Origin of the sequence: Amycolatopsis xylanica (assembly GCF_900107045.1) — a bacterium.
Classification (GTDB): Bacteria; Actinomycetota; Actinomycetes; order Mycobacteriales; family Pseudonocardiaceae; genus Amycolatopsis; species Amycolatopsis xylanica.
The window spans coordinates 458656-474505 of record NZ_FNON01000004.1; the positions used below are offsets into that span (position 1 = coordinate 458656).

At 70.0% G+C, this 15850-nt stretch carries 13 protein-coding genes; 5 read left to right on the forward strand and 8 right to left on the reverse strand.

The genetic code is table 11. The annotated features are described in order from the left end of the window. Positions 1 to 15: 15 nt before the first annotated feature. From BLV57_RS21045 to BLV57_RS21060, 4 genes are all read right to left on the reverse strand, one after another. Positions 16 to 516 (reverse strand): type VII secretion system-associated protein, encoded by a 501-nt coding sequence (locus BLV57_RS21045; RefSeq protein ID WP_091291287.1) that lies wholly within the window; start codon positions 514 to 516, stop codon positions 16 to 18. Beyond that, positions 513 to 2162 (reverse strand): hypothetical protein, encoded by a 1650-nt coding sequence (locus tag BLV57_RS21050; RefSeq protein WP_091291288.1) that lies wholly within the window; start codon positions 2160 to 2162, stop codon positions 513 to 515. Before BLV57_RS21050 ends, BLV57_RS21045 begins: the two co-directional genes overlap by 4 nt. A gap of 8 nt (positions 2163 to 2170) precedes the next feature. Beyond that, the gene (locus BLV57_RS21055) at positions 2171 to 2797 is read right to left on the reverse strand and encodes a helix-turn-helix transcriptional regulator (RefSeq protein WP_091291290.1); all 627 of its coding nucleotides are present in this window, start codon (positions 2795 to 2797) and stop codon (positions 2171 to 2173) included. A gap of 83 nt (positions 2798 to 2880) precedes the next feature. Then, entirely contained in the window at positions 2881 to 3198 is a 318-nt protein-coding gene (locus BLV57_RS21060) for a hypothetical protein (protein WP_091291292.1), read from the reverse strand. Between the two features lie 378 nt (positions 3199 to 3576). On the opposite strand from BLV57_RS21060, the gene BLV57_RS21065 reads away from it, so the two are divergent. The 5 genes from BLV57_RS21065 (at position 3577) to BLV57_RS21085 (ending at position 13093) form a co-directional block, all read left to right on the forward strand. Next, positions 3577 to 5661, forward strand: a complete 2085-nt coding sequence (locus BLV57_RS21065; protein WP_245757438.1) for an ATP-binding protein — start codon at positions 3577 to 3579, stop codon at positions 5659 to 5661. Between the two features lie 32 nt (positions 5662 to 5693). Continuing rightward, a complete protein-coding gene (locus BLV57_RS21070; protein WP_091291294.1) occupies positions 5694 to 6455 on the forward strand; it encodes a DeoR/GlpR family DNA-binding transcription regulator in 762 nt (253 codons plus the stop codon). Positions 6456 to 6588: 133 nt separating this feature from the next. Further along, on the forward strand, positions 6589 to 10242 hold the full coding sequence (locus BLV57_RS21075; RefSeq protein ID WP_091291296.1) for an ATP-binding protein: 3654 nt from the start codon (positions 6589 to 6591) through the stop codon (positions 10240 to 10242). A 134-nt stretch (positions 10243 to 10376) separates the two neighbouring features. After that, positions 10377 to 11654 carry an ABC transporter substrate-binding protein gene (locus BLV57_RS21080; RefSeq protein ID WP_091291299.1) on the forward strand — a complete coding sequence of 426 codons (1278 nt, stop codon included), beginning with the start codon at positions 10377 to 10379 and terminating at the stop codon, positions 11652 to 11654. A 14-nt stretch (positions 11655 to 11668) separates the two neighbouring features. After that, positions 11669 to 13093 carry a GH1 family beta-glucosidase gene (locus tag BLV57_RS21085; protein WP_091291301.1) on the forward strand — a complete coding sequence of 475 codons (1425 nt, stop codon included), beginning with the start codon at positions 11669 to 11671 and terminating at the stop codon, positions 13091 to 13093. Here BLV57_RS21085 and BLV57_RS21090 read toward each other — a convergent pair. The 4 genes from BLV57_RS21090 to BLV57_RS21105 form a co-directional block, all read right to left on the reverse strand. Then, positions 13013 to 13840: a carbohydrate ABC transporter permease gene (locus BLV57_RS21090; RefSeq protein ID WP_176968733.1), complete on the reverse strand. Its 828-nt coding sequence runs from the start codon at positions 13838 to 13840 to the stop codon at positions 13013 to 13015. The two genes, BLV57_RS21085 and BLV57_RS21090, sit on opposite strands and share 81 nt — an antisense overlap. A 2-nt stretch (positions 13841 to 13842) precedes the next feature. Then, on the reverse strand, positions 13843 to 14700 hold the full coding sequence (locus tag BLV57_RS21095) for a carbohydrate ABC transporter permease (protein ID WP_091291958.1): 858 nt from the start codon (positions 14698 to 14700) through the stop codon (positions 13843 to 13845). Positions 14701 to 14732: 32 nt separating this feature from the next. After that, the gene (locus BLV57_RS21100; protein ID WP_091291306.1) at positions 14733 to 15494 is read right to left on the reverse strand and encodes a DeoR/GlpR family DNA-binding transcription regulator; all 762 of its coding nucleotides are present in this window, start codon (positions 15492 to 15494) and stop codon (positions 14733 to 14735) included. 75 nt (positions 15495 to 15569) lie between these two features. After that, the gene (locus BLV57_RS21105; RefSeq protein ID WP_091291308.1) at positions 15570 to 15836 is read right to left on the reverse strand and encodes an HPr family phosphocarrier protein; all 267 of its coding nucleotides are present in this window, start codon (positions 15834 to 15836) and stop codon (positions 15570 to 15572) included. Positions 15837 to 15850 lie beyond the last annotated feature (14 nt).

Genomic DNA, 15850 nt, shown 5'->3' on the forward strand with positions numbered 1-15850 from the left:
CCGCTTTATCCCGGTCTACCCAGGCGTATGGGCGGCGGTGCGGAGGGCTTCGGGATTCAGGCGCATTGAGGCGGCGGAGCCTGGGTTGAGGAGGACGTGCGCGCCTGAGGAGGCCAGGTCGGCGAGGGTGACGTCGGTCCAGGCGGGAGCGTCGACGGAAGCGCGGAGCGGGGGTGAGGTGGTGACCAGGAGCGAGGGGATGCCGTCCGGGGCCGGGCGGATCAGCGGGGTGCCGCTCGCGTCGATGGCCAAGGCGAGGTCGACGTCGCGCAGGGTTTCGTAGAGCGCGTCGGTTCCCTGGGCTCCGGTGGCGAGGCGGCGGAGTTCGGCGTCGACCGGGTCGAAGGGTGAGTCCGGTGTGGACGGACGGTAGACCGGGTTCGGCTGGAAGCGGCTGCGGGTGCCGTCGGCGCGGATGAGCCAGGCGCCGATCGCCGTCTCGGCGGGCGGGTCGGGCATCTGCTCAGTCGGCCGCCAAGCCGGATCGACCAGGAGCAGCAACTCATCGGAGGTCATGACGGGACTCCCTGAAACAGGGAAGCCGAGGCAGCCGGGATGCGAGCCACCGGTGCTGAGGTGGCCCAGCGGTCGGCCGTGCGGAGCAGCGTGGCCTTGATCGTCTTGTCGAGTGCGACGCGGTTGTCGGCCACGGCGCCGTCGCGCTCGAACTCGGTCGGGGAAAGCTCGCGCAGCAGCAGCCGGTCCGCGGAAGCTTCGAGCACCTTGAAACCCGTGCCAGGCAAGAAGACCACGCGCCCGTCGACGCCGTCCGGCTCGAGCGAGGCGGTGCGGCGGCCGGTCATCGACCACACCAGCACCTCGACCGAGCCGTCCTGCGTAGCGCACGGCGCGGTCAGCACATGCCAGAAGTCGCCGGAGACGATCACCTGACCATCGCGGTACTCCTCGGCCAGGTTCACCCGCACCACGCAGGCGCCGCGGAACGTCGGCAAATCGGCGCCGCCCTCGTCCGCCAGGTACCGCTCGACCGGATCACCCAGCAACCGCGCGAGCCAGTACAGCTCGATCCCCTCGACGGCTTCGAGCACGGTGACCAGCCGGTCCGCGTAGTCGAACCGGCCGAGCACTTCCTCGGCGAGGTGCCGCAGTCCGGCTTCGTAGAACACGAGACGGCGGTCCGGGTCGACCGGCCGCGCGCGGACCGCGTCGTCGCCGACCTGGTCGGGGCGGATCCACAGCCCGGCGGGCACGACCTCGACCACCGCGTCGGGCGCGCAGCGGTACACCGCGGGCGCGATCTCGGGGAACCCGTCGACCGGGGGCCGGTAGCCGCTCACCACCGGGGTCGCTCCCGGACGGTAGATCGCTTGCTGCGCAAACGTTTTCCAGCCATGCGAACGATCTGCGCGCACGGTGAACACGTCCACCGCGCCCGGCGCGCCGACGGGCACGCCCAGGTAGCAGCAGACCTCCTCGCCGAGCAGGTCGGCCAGCGCCTGCCCGAGGCTCGTCTCCGGCGGCAGCGCGACCGGGCCGTAGCCGACGAACCGCACCTTGGGCCGGTCCGCCTCCGGCACTGCCCGCCAGAATCGCTCGACGTCGTCCAGCCGCAGCTCGTCCGTGCCTTCCTTGCCGAGCACGACCGTGAGCACCTCGGGCTGGCACGGGATCATGCGCATCAGCCGGGCGCGGCCGGGCGTCAGCCACTCCTCGGCGCCGTGCGGCCGGATCCAGACGCCGGCGGGCAACGGCTCAACCACGCCGGTCATCTCCGCGAGCGCGCGTGAATCCCAGTCAGGGCAAGGGAAACGCCTTCCGCCCCAGGAAGCGTCCTTGCCTGGCAGGTACCGCAGCCAGCCACTGCCCGACACGAACAGCCCGCCACCCGCGGTCGGCAGGACCGGGCCGCCGGGCACCAGGACCGCGCAGCCGAGCCGGTCGGCGAGCCAGCGTGCGATCTCGGGTGTGGCCATGAGGAGCCGGATGCCGCGCGGGCGCGGGCCGAGCGCGGCCGCGAGCGCTTCCCCGTCGTCGGCGAGGTCCGCCACGACGAGGTCGTGCTCGTCGTCCGCCGCGAGGGAGTTCGCCAGCGCGCGGGCCTCGGCGCTCATGCCCTCGGGAGCGTGCACGACGAGCGCGTGGCCGACGGCGTCGCAGACCAGCCTGGTCTCGGAACGTTTCTTGCGGAGCGACAGGAACATCCGCGCGCTCAGATCACGCCGGCGCGCACCGCGTAAGCCACCGCGTGGGGACGGTTGCGCAGGTTGAGCCTGCTGGTCACGCCCTGGATGATGTGCTTGACGCTGCGCTCGGAGTAACACAGCTTGTCGGCGATCTCGACGGTGTCCATCCCGTCGGCCATCAGCCGCAGCACGTCGATCTCGCGCGTGGTCAGGCCCGCGGTGTTGAGACCCATCGGGTCGAGCACCTCGCGCTGCAACCGCTCGACGTGCTTGAGCAATTCCCCCAAAAGGGACGGCGGGAGGATGCCGCCGCCGGTCGCGGCGGCGCGGACGGCGTGGGCGAGGCGGTCGGCGGTGGTCGCGGCACGCGGGAGCACGGCCACCACGCCGCATTCGATCGCGGGCAGCAGCTCGGCCTCGCCGATCTGGCTGACCACGAGCACGACCGGCTTGGCCTGCTCGGTCGACAGCCTGCGCAGCTGCAGCACGGTCTCCGGGGTGAGGCGCTCAGTGCCGAACACGAGCACGCCCGCGTCCGCGCGCTTCTCCCAGTCGGCCACGGTGAACGGCCCGAGCTGGCTGGCCAGCCCGGCCGCGGTGATCGGATCCGGCGCGTAGACCGCCACGGTGATGTCCTGCGTTTCCGTGCCCACTGGGATCCCTCCGAAACTCGAAGCGTGCAAGTACGCTGCGTCACAGTCTGGGAAGGCGTTCTTCACGAACCCTCTACGGATTCTCAGCGTGGCGTGAAGACCTGTGTCGAAACCCGCGTGGCCTGCTCGAATGCGGCGATGTACCGCGGCAGCTCGGCCAGCGCCGCACGCAGCCTGCCCGGTTCGGCGACCTCGGCGAAGCGCAGATCGACCGTTTCCTGGTCGAGGCCTGCCACCGCGCCGGGCCCGTCGAGCGCGGCCAGCCTGCCGTGGACGATCGCCTCGGTCCGGCGCAGCTCCGCGACGACGCAGTCGGCCAGCTCGGCGTCCAGTACGAGTCTGCCTTCGACGGCCAGGGCGAGCAGGACGTCCCCGTCGAACTTCTCGCGTGCTTGCTCCACTGGCCCGTCCTCACTTCGGTGTTCGGCCCAGCATTGATCACGCGCACCGGATAACGGCAGCCCAGCGCGGTATTTCTGCCCGTGAACGCGGCGGCCTTGCCCGGTCGACCACGCGCGGTCAGCCGAGCAAACCAACACAAACGGGCCGGTGACCGAAAGTATGCGCTGTCGACCAAACGCTTACCGTGAGCAGTATTCGGAATAATCGCGGAAGATTCGCAGTTCGGCCCAGCTCACGGGGTTTCCCAGGTCAAAGATGACCAATGCCCAAACCAACATGAAACGGTGCCCGATTGGTTGCGAATCCCACAGAAGCGGGTTTAGACTCCGGCGAACCCAAAAGATCCCCTTGGAGCGACGGGTAACAAGGACTGGCCGATGACGGTGAACGAGGGCGATTCCCGCACGGTCCGGCTGCTGGGCGCGGTCACGGCGTGGCACGGGTGCACCGAACTCGCACTCGGCCCGGCCCAGCGCCGCGCGGTCTTCGCCGTGCTCGCCGTGCGCGCCGGGCAGGTCGTCTCCCGCGAAGAACTCATCGAGGCCGTCTGGGGCGAGAACCCGCCGCCCAGCGCCACCGGCAGCGTCTATACCTACATCTCCGCGCTGCGCCGCGCGCTCGGCTCGGCCGACATCCTGAGCACCACTCGCGCCGGATACTGCTTGAACCTGCCCAAGCCGCAGATCGACGTCCATCTCGCCGAGCGTCACCTCGACGAGGCCCGTGCGCACCGGCTCGCCTGCGACGACCAGGCCGAGTCGAACGCGCTCAGCGCGGCTCTCGCGCTCTGGCAAGGCGAAGCGCTCACCGGAATTCCCGGCCCGTACGCCGAAACCCAGCGCGCCAGGCTCGAAGAGATGCGCATGTACGCGCTCGAACGGCACGCCGAAGTGACACTGCGCCTGGGCGGTCACCGCGAACTCGCCGGTGAGCTCGCGCCGCTCGTGCGGCAGCATCCGCTGCACGAAGGCCTGCACCGCATGCACATCACGGCGTTGTACCGATCGGGACGCCAGGCCGAAGCGGCGGAGGCGTTCAGCAACGCCCGCGAGACCATCATCGAGCAGTCCGGCCTCGAGCCGGGCGCGGGACTGCTCGCGCTGAGCCAGCGGATGCGCACCGTGGCTCCCGGTCCCCCGCGGCCGCCGGTTTTCGTCGGCAGGCAAGGGGAACTGGACCGCGTCCGCCAAGCAGACCAGGGTGCGCTGTGGATCGAAGGCGACGCGGGCAGCGGCAAGAGCGCACTGCTCGCCGAAGCACTGGCCAGCCGGGCGAACGTCCGCTGGGCCGCCGGTGACGAACTCTGCCGCCGGACGCCGTTGAGCCTGATCGCCGACTGTCTCGGCGAAACGCAGCACCCCGAGCGGACCGTGACCGACCTCTGCGCCCAAGGCCCGCTGGTACTGGTCTTCGAGGATCTGCAGTGGGCCGACGAGGAGAGTCTGTTCGTCTGGCAGCGCCTGCACCGCCTCACCGGCCACCTGCCACTCCTGCTGATCGGCTCCGCGCGGCCCCGGCCCCATCGGCGTGAGCTGGCCATGCTCCGCGAAAACGCCGAGGTCATCATCCTGTCCGGCTTGGACGAGACCGCGACCGCCGACCTCGCGGACGAGGTGCTCGGGCGGTGCCCCGCCGACGCGACACTCGCGTTCATGCGCACTCACAGCGGCGGCAACCCGGCTTACCTCAGCCATTTGCTCGACGAATACGCGCAAGGCCACGACATCACCGCGCCCGGCGCGATGGACGGCAGGCCCAAGCCCGCCGCGCTCGTCGAGGACCACCTCGCCTCGCTTTCGTTGTCCGCCAAGCGAATGCTGAACTCGGCCGCGTTGTTCGGCGACACGTTCGGCGTCGCCGACCTCACCCACGCGACCGGCATCGAGCTGGCACTGCTCATCGAGTCGGTCGAAGAAGCACTCGACGCGGGCGTGCTCGAAGCAGCCGGTGAACTGCTGCGTTTCCGTGTCCCGCTGGTCCGCGCGGTCTTCTACGCGGCGACCCCGCCCGCCATGCGGGCCATGCTGCACCAGCAGATCGCGGCGACCATGGCCACCTCGGGCGCGCACCCGGAACGGGTCGCCGAGCAGCTGTTCGCGGCGCCCGAGAGTCTTACCAGGGACTGGGTGCCCGAGTGGGTGCTGGCCAATTTGGACGAACTCTCGGCCGACCGCGCGGTCGAGCTGCTGCACCGGATTTCCCAGCAGTGGGGCCTTCCCGAGGAGCTGCGCCTCGCGCTGACCGCCGCGCTGGCCAGGCTCCTGCTGCCGGAAGCGCCGTGCACGCCCCATCGCGGCGCCCAGAATCCAGCGCAGGCAACACCTTCCGTGGTCGCGCGACCGCGCAGAGGTCGCCGCGTCAAGGTGCGGACGTACCCGTTCGGGCAGACAGGATGTCCGCCAGGGCCGGAAGCCCCGCAGCCGCCTCCGCATCGCTTCCTCACCTCGGGCGCGGCTAACTAACCTGAGCGGCACCCGCCGTGAAGGAGTGCCGAATGTACGCCGAGGAACGGCAGCGCGCCATTCTCGAGCAGGCGAGGCTCCATGGCCGCGTCGATGTCTCGTCGCTGGCCGCTTCCTTCGCCATCACGGTCGAGACCGTGCGCCGCGACCTCACGGCGCTCGAACGCGGCGGAATGCTCTGCCGGGTGCACGGCGGTGCCATCCCGATCGAGCGGCACGGGTTCGAGCCCGGCTTCGCCGACCGCGACACGGTCATGACCGCCGAGAAGGACCGCATCGCCGTCGCGGCGCTGAACCACCTGCCCGCGACCGGCGCGGTCTTCCTCGACGCGGGCACGACGACGGGCCGGATGGCCGCGGCGCTGCCCGCCGAACTCGGGCTCACGGTCGTCACGCACTCGCTGACCAACGCGCTGACGCTGGCCGGGCATCCCAACCTGACGCTGATGATCGTCGGCGGCCGGGTCCGCCAGCGCACACTGGCCACAGTGGACAGTTTCGCGCTCGACACCCTGCGCGACACCACGGTCGAGGTCGCGTTCATCGCGGCCGACGGGATTTCGCCCGCGCGCGGGCTCACCACGCCCGACCCGGCCGAGGCGATGATCAAGCGGGCGGCGATCCGTTCGGCCAGGCGGGTGATTCTCGTCGCCGACCATACGAAAGTCGGGAACGACCATTTCGCCAGGTTCGGCGACCTGGCCGACGTCGACACCCTCCTCACCGACACCGGCATCGACCCGCGCCTGGCCCGCGAAATCGCCGCCAAGGGCCCCCAAGTGGTGACGGTCTAAGGGCTTTCACGCCGGTCGCACGACCGTTCAGGCTCCCCCGTTCGAGTGACCGCAGGCCAAGTGGTGGGTGAGCAACCTTCATTCGAGGCGGACGTCCTAAACTGCGGACAAGCAGCCAGAGAATGGAGCCGGCGTGACGAACGGGTCGGACGGCCGGTTACGCGTCGAGCTGCTCGGTCCACCCCGCGCCTGGCTCGGTGACACGGAGCTGCGGCTGGGCCCGGCGAGGCAGCGCGCGGTGTTCGCGACGCTCGCCGCGCGGTGCGGCCAGCCGATCACGCTCGGGGAACTGATCTCGGACGTCTGGGGCGCCGCGGCGCCCGCCAGCGCGACGGGCAGCGTGCACACCTACATCTCGGGCCTGCGTGGCGCGATCCGCGCCGCGGCACCCGGCATCACGCCTCACGATCTGCTCTCCTCGGCCGGATCCAGCTACGCGCTTCGCCTGGACCGGACCGACCTGGACGTGCGGCTGTTCGAGCAGGAGACGGCCGAAGCAAGGCGTCTCAACGGCAAGCAGGATCCCCGGAGCGCCGCCGCGGTGCTGACCACGACGCTCGACCGGTGGCGCGGCGAGGCGTTCTCCGGGGTGCCGGGGCCGTTCGCCGAGCAGGAGCGGGCGCGGCTGGCCGAACTCCAGCTGACCGCGATCGAGCTGCGCGCGCAGCTGATGCTCGGGCTCGGCGGGCATCGCGAACTCGTCGCCGAGCTGGCCGAGCTGGTGCGCAGGCATCCGCTACGCGAGTCGCTGTACGAGCCGCTCATGCGGGCGCTGCACGGCAGCGGACGGCCGACCGAGGCGCTGGCCGTGTACCGCGACGCCCGCCAGGTGCTGGTCGAAGAGCTCGGCGTCGAACCCAGCGCCGCGCTGCGCGAGCTGCACCAGCGGATCCTGGACGGCACGGCGGACGAGCCGCTCACGCCCCGGCAGCCGCCGCTGTCCATCGTGCCGCCGCCGATCGCGAAGGCCATCGAACGCGGCGGGGCCTCCGGGGTCTTCCTCGGGCGGGACCGGGAAGTGGGGCTGCTGCGCGGTTTCGTCACCGAGGTGCTCGCCGGGCGTGGCCGTCCCGTGTGGATCGAGGGCGAGCCGGGCATCGGCAAGTCCGAGCTGCTGGCCGCCGGGCTGGCGAGCGCGGGGCAGCGGGGCTGTCAGCTGGCCTGGACGGCGGCCGATGAGCTGCAGCAACGGTTTCCGCTCAACGTGATCATGGAATGCCTGGACGTGCGGCATGGCTCGGCGGATCCGGCCAAGGCCAAGCTGGCCAGGGAACTGCACGCCGAACCGGCGCACGGCGACCCGATACTCGCCGCGGTCGACCGGCTGCTGGCGCTGGTCGACGAGACCTGCGCGGCCGGTCCGCTGGTGCTGGTGATCGACGATCTGCACTGGGCCGACGAGGCGAGTGTGCTGCTGTGGCAACGGCTCGCGGCCGCCACCCGGCAGTTGCCGTTGCTACTGGTCGCCGCATGCCGCACCGGCCATGGTCGTCACGATCTCACCCAGCTGCGCCGCGGCGTCGAAGCGAGATCCGGTGAGGTCCTCTCGATCGAATCGTTGAGCCAGACCGAGATCCGCGAGGTGTTCGAAGGGATTCTCGGCGCGAGACTGAGTGCGAGCCTGCGGCCGCTGGTGCTGCGCGCGTCCGGGAATCCGCTCTACGCCAGGGAAATCGCCCACGATCTGCTGCGGCGTGACGCCGTGCGCATCGTCGACGGGGTCGCCGAGGTCGCGCTCGACGTCACCGAGAACGCGCCGCGCTCGCTGCTCGCCGCGGTCAGCCGGACGCTGGAGTGTCTCGACCCCGCGACCACTCAAGTGTTGCGCAGCGCTTCGCTGCTCGGCGCGGAGTTCGAGGTGGAAGACGTCGCCGCGATCGCCGGGAAGTCGCCGCTGGAGCTGGTGGCCGCGCTCGAAGAGGCGACCGGCGCAGGGGTCGTCGAGTCCGCGGGCGAGAAGCTGGCGTTCCATCACCCGTTCCAGCGCCAGGCGCTCTACGACGGCATCGCCAAGCCGTTGCGCGCCGCGCTGCACCGGCGTGCGGCCGAGGCGCTGGCCGACCACGGCGCGCCGGTCAAACGGGTCGCCGAGCAGCTCGCGGCCGAGCCGGTCCCGGTCGACGCCTGGGTGGTCCGGTGGCTCGTCGCCAACCACGTCGCGGTGTCCAACCGGGCCCCGCACATCGCGGTCGAACTGCTGCGCCGCGCGCTCGACAGCGCCGTGCCCAGCGGCGCCGAGCGAGGCACGCTCACCGCCGCGCTGGTCCGGGTGCTGTTCCGGCTCGGGCAGGACCCGGAGTCCGAGGCCGTGCACGCCATCCGCGTCGTCCAGGATCCGGCGGACCGCGTCGAGATGCGCCACGTGCTCGCCGCGTTGCAATACCGCCGCGGCGACACGCCCGGCGCGCTCGACACGATGGCCGACGCGATGAACGACCCGGCGCTGCCGGAGAGCTGGCGCACCCGCAATCAGACGCTGCTCGCCAACTTCCGGCGGGGTGACCTGTCCGACCTCGACCAGACCGAGCGGACCGCACTCCGGCTGCACGAGGAGGCGACCGCCGCCGGCGAGCGTTATCCGGCCGCGCACGCGTTGCAGACGCTCTGGCTCGTCCACTCGATCCGCCGGGAACACGACCGCGCGCTGGAGTCGGTCAACGCGGCGCTGGACACCACGGGTGACAGCGCCGAGCTGGCGGCCTTGCGGCTCGACCTGCTCGACAACCGGCTCTTCACGCTGCAGAACCTCGACCGGCTCAGCGACGCGGAGTCGACCTTGCACGCCGGGTACGACCTCGCGGCCAGACATGGCCTGCCGGTCGGCCCGCAGGTGTCGGCGGCGGTGCATTACTACTGGATCGGGCATTGGGACGAGGCGCTCGCCGAGCTGGACTCGGTGACCGAGGACGGCCCCGCGATCACGTTCAACGGCGTCCGCGAGGCGGGCGCCGCCGCGCTGCTGCTGCACGGGGTCGCCGCGCTGATCGCCGGTCACCGCGACCAGCGGGCCGCGGTGCGCGCGCATCTGGAAGCCGCCGAGGCGCACTCCCCCTCGAATCCGTCCGAGCGCGAGAGCTGCGATTTCTACCTCGCGGCGATGGCCATGGCTGCCGAGCAGCGGCATCAGCCCGAGGAGGCGCTGCGCCTGTTCAGCCCGGTGCTGCGGCCCGATTTCGCCAGGATGATGCTGCGGCACCAGTGGCTGCCCGACGTCGTGCGCATCGCGCTCGCGGCCGGAAACCATTACATCGCCCATGAAGCGCTGACCGTCTGCGCCGAGGAGGCGAAGCAGGAGACCGTCCCGGCGCGCGCGGCCGCCGCGGCGGCCCGCTGCCGCGCGCTGATCGACGGTGACCCGGAAGGCGCGCTCGCCGCCGCCGACCACTACCGCACGGTCGGCAGGCCCATCGAGCTGGCGGCGGCGCTGGAGGACGCCGCCGAGCTGCTCGCCCGCGCCGGTCACCTCGACCACGCGGGCCGGTCGCTGACCGAGGCCGCGGAGGTGCTCGGCACCGTCTCGGCCGGCTGGAGCATTCGCCGCGCCGAAGCCAGGCTGCGGCCGTACGGGGTGCTGAACCAGGCGAACAGCCCGAGCACGGGATCCTTGTCGCCCTTGGAGATGCGGATCGCGCGGCTGGTCGCGGCGAAGCTGTCCAACCCGGAGATCGCGGCCGAGCTCAGCCTGCCCCGGCGTACCGTCCAGTCGCTCGTCTCCCGCGTACTGACCAAGTTGCACGCCGACTCCCGGACCATGGTCGGGGACCAGCTTCCCCGTCGTCTCGCTTGATCGTTTATAACGCGAGCGTGGCGCCGAGTGGGCGGACCGGGGTCACTCGGGCACCATCCCTGCCCGAACAGTCAAGAGCCGCTGCCGGAATACCGGGATGAATGCATAATCCGAGCATTGACCGAAGGAGAGTCATGACCCGCCCGAACGGTTTACCGGCGATCGCCGCGGTGCTGACCTGCGCATTGGTGCTCGTGGGCTGTTCAGGCACGGCGGCTGAGCCGAAAACGGACGGCCCGGTCACGCTCACGGTCGCGACATTCGGCGAGTTCGGATATGAAAAGCTTTTCAAGGAGTACGAGAAGGCGCATCCGGGAACGACCGTGGTGAGCCGGGTGGCCGATTTCGAAACACATCACAAACAACTCGCGACCAGCCTCGGCGCCGGGCGCGGTGCGGCGGACGTCGTCGCCATCGAAGAACAGTACATGCCGCAGTTCCGGCAGTCGAAGGACAAATTCGCGGACCTCGGGCAGTTCGGCGCGAAAGACCTCCGGCCGCGGTGGCGGCCGTGGAAATGGGAACAGGGCGCCGTCGGGGACTTCGTCATGGGGCTCGGCACCGATATGGGCAGCCTCGCGATGTGCTACCGCCGCGACCTCTACGAAAAGGCCGGATTGCCGACCGAACGCGACGCCGTCGCCGCGCTGTGGCCGACTTGGGAGCAGTTCGCGCAGGTCGCGGACCGGTTCGCCAGCAAAGTGACCGACGCGAAGTTCGCCGACTCGGCAGGCACTATCTACACCGCCATCATCAACCAGTCCGAAGAGAACTACTTCGCCAAGGCCAACGACTCGTTCGTCGGCGACACCAACCCGGCTATCCACTCGGCGTTCACGCTCGCGGGCGGTATCGGCGCGAAAGGCGAGACCGCGCGGGTCACCCCGTTCACCCAGCCCTGGACCGTGGCGATCAAGCAGAGCCGGTTCGCGACCATCACCTGCCCGGCGTGGATGCTGACCCAGATCCAGGAGGCGGGCGGCCCCGAGCTGGCCGGCAAATGGGACGTCACGTCGATTCCGGGCAAGGGCGGCAACTGGGGTGGCTCGTACCTGACCATCCCCGCGCAGGGCACGCACCAGAAGCAGGCCTACGACCTGGCGTCGTGGCTGACCGCGCCCGAGCAGCAGAAGCGGATCTTCCTCGACAGCGGGCTGCTGCCGAGCGCGCTCGACGCGTACCAGGACGGCGCGGTGCTCTCGCACACCAACGCGTACTTCAGCGGCGCGCCCGTCGGGAAGCTGTTCGCCGCGTCGGCGGAAGCGTTACGGCCGAACTATCGCGGCTTGCGTGACGCGCATGTGCGGCCCACGTTCGGCCATGGGCTCGGGCGGGTCGAAGAAGGCAAGCAGAGCATTGATCAAGCGTGGGATCAGTCGGTCACCGAGGCACGTGCGGCGGCATCGAACTAAGGAATGGGGTCGCGGTGACTTTTCCGCACGGGTTCATCTGGGGCACGGCGACCGCTTCGTATCAGATCGAGGGCGCCACCACGGCCGACGGGCGCGGACCGTCCATTTGGGACACTTTCGCCGCGCAGCCTGGCAAGATACTCGGTGACGCCACAGGCGAGCGGGCTTGTGAGCACTTCCACCGGTACCGCGACGACATCGAGCTGCTGCACGAACTCGGCATGCCGTATTACCGGTTTTCCACGGCCTGGTCCCGGATCATGCCGGACGGCCGCACGATCGAGCCGCGCGGTATCGCGTTCTACGACCGGCTGATCGACCGGTTGCTGGAGCGCGACATCACGCCGATGCTCACGCTCTACCACTGGGATCTCCCGCAGGCGCTGGAAGACGAAGGCGGCTGGCGCAATCGGGACGTGGCGGCGTATTTCGCCGACTACGCGCAGACCGTCCACAAAGCACTCGGCGACCGGGTCCGGCAGTGGACCACGATCAACGAGCCGTTCTGCGCGGCGTTCCTCGGCTACGGCAACGGCCAGCACGCGCCCGGGCTGAAGGACGAAGGCGCCGCGCTCGTCGCCGCGCACCACTTGTTGCTCGCGCACGGTCATGGCGCGCAGGCGTTGCGCGCGAGTGGCGCCGACGAGGTGTCCATCGTGCTCAACTTCTCCCCTGTGCTGACCGAAGTGGACGATGAGGTCCACCGTGAGGCCGCGCGCAAGTTCGACTTCCTGCACAACAGGTTCTTCCTCGACCCGGTGCTCGGCCGCGGCTATCCGCCCGAGCTGCTCGAGGACCTGGCGCACGTCGGCACGCTCGAACCGGCGATCGAGGACGGGGACCTGGAGATCATCGCCCAGCCACTCGACTGGCTGGGCGTCAACTACTACGCGCCGACCCGCTCCACGCCGCTGGCCGACCCGGCCGCCGACAGCAACTGCCCGCTGCCGGGGCTGCGCGGGATGGACGTCATGCCGCCGCAGGGTGAGCTGACCTCGTTCGGCTGGGAACAGCGCCCGGAGTCGTTCACCGACCTGCTGTTGTGGCTGACCGAGCACTGCGACGGCCTGCCGCTGATCGTCGCGGAGAACGGCGCGGCGTTCGCCGACGTGGTCGAGGACGGCCGGGTGCACGACGCCGAGCGGGTCCGGTACTTCGCGAAGCACATCGGCGCCGTGCACAACGCGGTCGCGCGGGGCGCGGACGTCCGCGGTTATCTGGCCTGGTCGCTGCTGGACAACTTCGAGTGGGCCATGGGCTACACGCAACGCTTCGGCCTGGTGCACGTCGATTTCGAGACGCAGCAACGGATCGTCAAGGACAGCGCGCGCTTCTTCGCCGCCGTGGTGGCGGGCAATTCAGCTCCGGAACGCGCCGGCGCGCATGACGCCGTTGACGATGTGCCGGGCCAGCAGGATGAACAGCGCGACGACCGGTAGCACGCCGAGTGTCGCCGCGGTGAGCATGAGCGAGTAGTCCGTGAAGTAGCCACTGGCCAATCTGGACAGTGCGACTTGGACGGTCGGGCTCTGGTTCGGGTCCAGGATGATGAGCGGCCAGAAGAAGTCGTTCCACGCGGTCATGAACGTCAGCATGGCGAGCACCGCGGCCTGCGGCCGGATCGCGGGCGCGGCGACGTGCCAGAACACCCGCAGCGTCGAACAACCGTCCACTTTGGCCGCGTCGATCAGCTCGCCCGGTATCGCCTCTTCGCAGGCTTGCCTCATCCAGAAGACGCTGAAGGCGCCGACCAGGCCCGGCATGATCACCGCCTCCAGCCGCCCGTACCAGCCCAGCTCGCCGACCACGAGGTAGAGCGGGATGACGCCCAGCTGCGCGGGCACCATCGCGGTGCCGATGACGACCAGGAACAGCGAGTCGCGGCCCCGGAATCTCAGCCGGGCGAAGGCGAACCCGGCCAGGCTGGCGAGCACCACGTTCGACACGGCGACCGTGGTCGACACGATCATCGAGTTCTCCAGCGCCAGCCAGAAGTCGACCTTGTCGAACACCTCGCGGATGTTCGCGACGAGGTTACCGCCCGGCACGAGCGGCGGCGTCGCCTCGCCGATGGCCGAGTTGTCCCGGCTGGAGACGACGAAAGACCAGTACAGCGGGAAGATCGAGCCGACGCCGATCGCGAGCAGCAGGCCGTAGACCAGGAAGCCCGGCTTGGCACGTGCCATGGTCACTCACCGCCCCGGAGGCGGCGCACCAGCAGGAAGTTGACCAGTGCGAACCCGGCGGAAAGCAGGAAGAGCACCCAGGCGATGGCGGCCGCGTACCCCGCGTCGAACAGGCCGAACCCGCGCTCGTACAGGTACATCGCCAGGGTCTGGAACTCGCGGTCCGCGCCGCCGGTGCCCGCGATGCCGGTGTCGTCGAACAGCTGCGGCTCGGCGAACAGCTGCAGTCCCCCGATGGTCGAGACCACCACGGTGAACAGGATGGTCGGCCGGATCGCGGGCACGGTGATCGACCAGAACGTCCGCCACCGCGAGGCGCCGTCGATCATCGCGGCGTCGTACCGCTCCTGCGGGACGGACTGCATCGCGGCCAGGTACAGCAGCGCGTTGTAGCCGGTCCAGCGCCACATCACCATGGTGCTGATCGCGACATGCGCGGCGAGCCGGTGCGCGCGCCAGTCGACCGGGTCGAGCCCGACGAGCCCGAGCACCCAGTTGACGACGCCGTAGTCCTTCGCGAAGAGCTGGCCGAAGACCAGCGCGACCGCGACGACCGACACGACGTTGGGCAACAGCACGCTGGCGCGCCACATCGTGCGCGCGCGGAGCGGCCGGTCGAGCAGCGCGGCGAGCCCGAGCGCGGCCAGCAGCTGCGGGACGGTGGAGAGCACGAAGATGCTCACGGTGTTGAACAGCGCGTTGTAGAAATGCGGGTCGGAGGCGAGCGTGACGAAGTTGCCGAAGCCGACGAAACCCTTGTCACCGTTGACGAGATGCCAGTCGTGCAGCGCCACCCAGGCGGTGTAGAGCATCGGGAAGAGGCCGAACACCCCGAAGATCACGAAGAACGGAGCGGTCAGCAGGTACGGGCCGAGCCGATGCCGCAAGACACTCAAACGGTGATCACTTTGATGCCGGTCTGCGCGATCTCGTCGGCCAGCTGCGGATCGACGCCGGTGTCGGTGATCATCGTGTCGATGTCGCTGAGATCGGCGAACCTGGCGAAGTGGTCGTTGCCGATCTTGGTGTGATCGGCGAGCAGCACCGTGCGCCGCGCGGCCGCGATGGCGGCCCGCTTGATCATGGCCTCGGCGGTGTCCGGGGTGGTGAGCCCGCGCTCGATCGAGATGCCGTTGGTGGCGATGAACGCGATGTCGACGTAGGTGTCCTTGAGCGCGTTGAGCGCCCAGCTGTCGACCGCGGCCATCGTGCGGGCCCGCAGCCTGCCGCCGACCAGCATCAGCGTGATGTTCGGGCGGGTGGCCAGCGTGAACGCCGTGGTGAGCGAATGCGTCACGACCGTGAGTTCCCGGTCGGCGGGAATGATCTTCGCGAGCCTGCCGACCGTGGTTCCCGCGTCGAGCAGGATGGCGCCCTCGTTCGGCACCTGTTCGAGCGCGGCCGCGACGATCCGTTCCTTCTCGGCGGTCATCACGGTGTCACGCGTGGCCAGGCCCGGCTCGAAACCCAGCCGTTCCACCGGGATCGCGCCACCGTGCACCCGCCGCAGCACGCCGCTGCGTTCGAGCGCGGTGAGGTCCCGCCGCACGGTCTCACTGGTGATCTCGAAGGTGGCGGCCAACGTCGCCACGTCGACCCGGCCATGCTGGCGAGCCTGCTTGAGAATCGCGCGCTGCCGTTCCTCGGCGTACATCGGTCACCTCCCTCGGCCTCAGGGTGTGACAATAGTTGGAATCGTGTGGCTTCGACAACACAACCGGACATTCGCTCAGGCGTCGAGGTCCTGGGCGAGCAGCGCGGCGATCTCGTTGAGCGCAGGCTCGGCCCCCTCGCCGTCCGCGGACACGACGACCTCTTCGCCGCTGCCGACCCCGAGCGCCATGACGGCCAGGATGCTGTCGGCGGGCACCGGCTTGCCCCCGTCCCGTCCGATGAGGACGGGCACGGCCTGCTTGCCAGCCGCCTCCACCAGCAGCCGGGCGGGCCGCGCGTGCAACCCGACCTTCGACCCGACCACAACACGAACACTAGCCACGACTTGGCCTTTCT

Coding starts and splice junctions, on each gene's coding strand:
- BLV57_RS21090 (WP_176968733.1), bottom strand. CDS start 13,840: ATGGCACGTGCCAAGCCGGGCTTCCTGGTCTACGGCCTGCTGCTCGCG.
- BLV57_RS21070 (WP_091291294.1), top strand. CDS start 5,694: ATGTACGCCGAGGAACGGCAGCGCGCCATTCTCGAGCAGGCGAGGCTC.
- BLV57_RS21065 (WP_245757438.1), top strand. CDS start 3,577: ATGACGGTGAACGAGGGCGATTCCCGCACGGTCCGGCTGCTGGGCGCG.
- BLV57_RS21045 (WP_091291287.1), bottom strand. CDS start 516: ATGACCTCCGATGAGTTGCTGCTCCTGGTCGATCCGGCTTGGCGGCCG.
- BLV57_RS21100 (WP_091291306.1), bottom strand. CDS start 15,494: ATGTACGCCGAGGAACGGCAGCGCGCGATTCTCAAGCAGGCTCGCCAG.
- BLV57_RS21050 (WP_091291288.1), bottom strand. CDS start 2,162: ATGTTCCTGTCGCTCCGCAAGAAACGTTCCGAGACCAGGCTGGTCTGC.
- BLV57_RS21080 (WP_091291299.1), top strand. CDS start 10,377: ATGACCCGCCCGAACGGTTTACCGGCGATCGCCGCGGTGCTGACCTGC.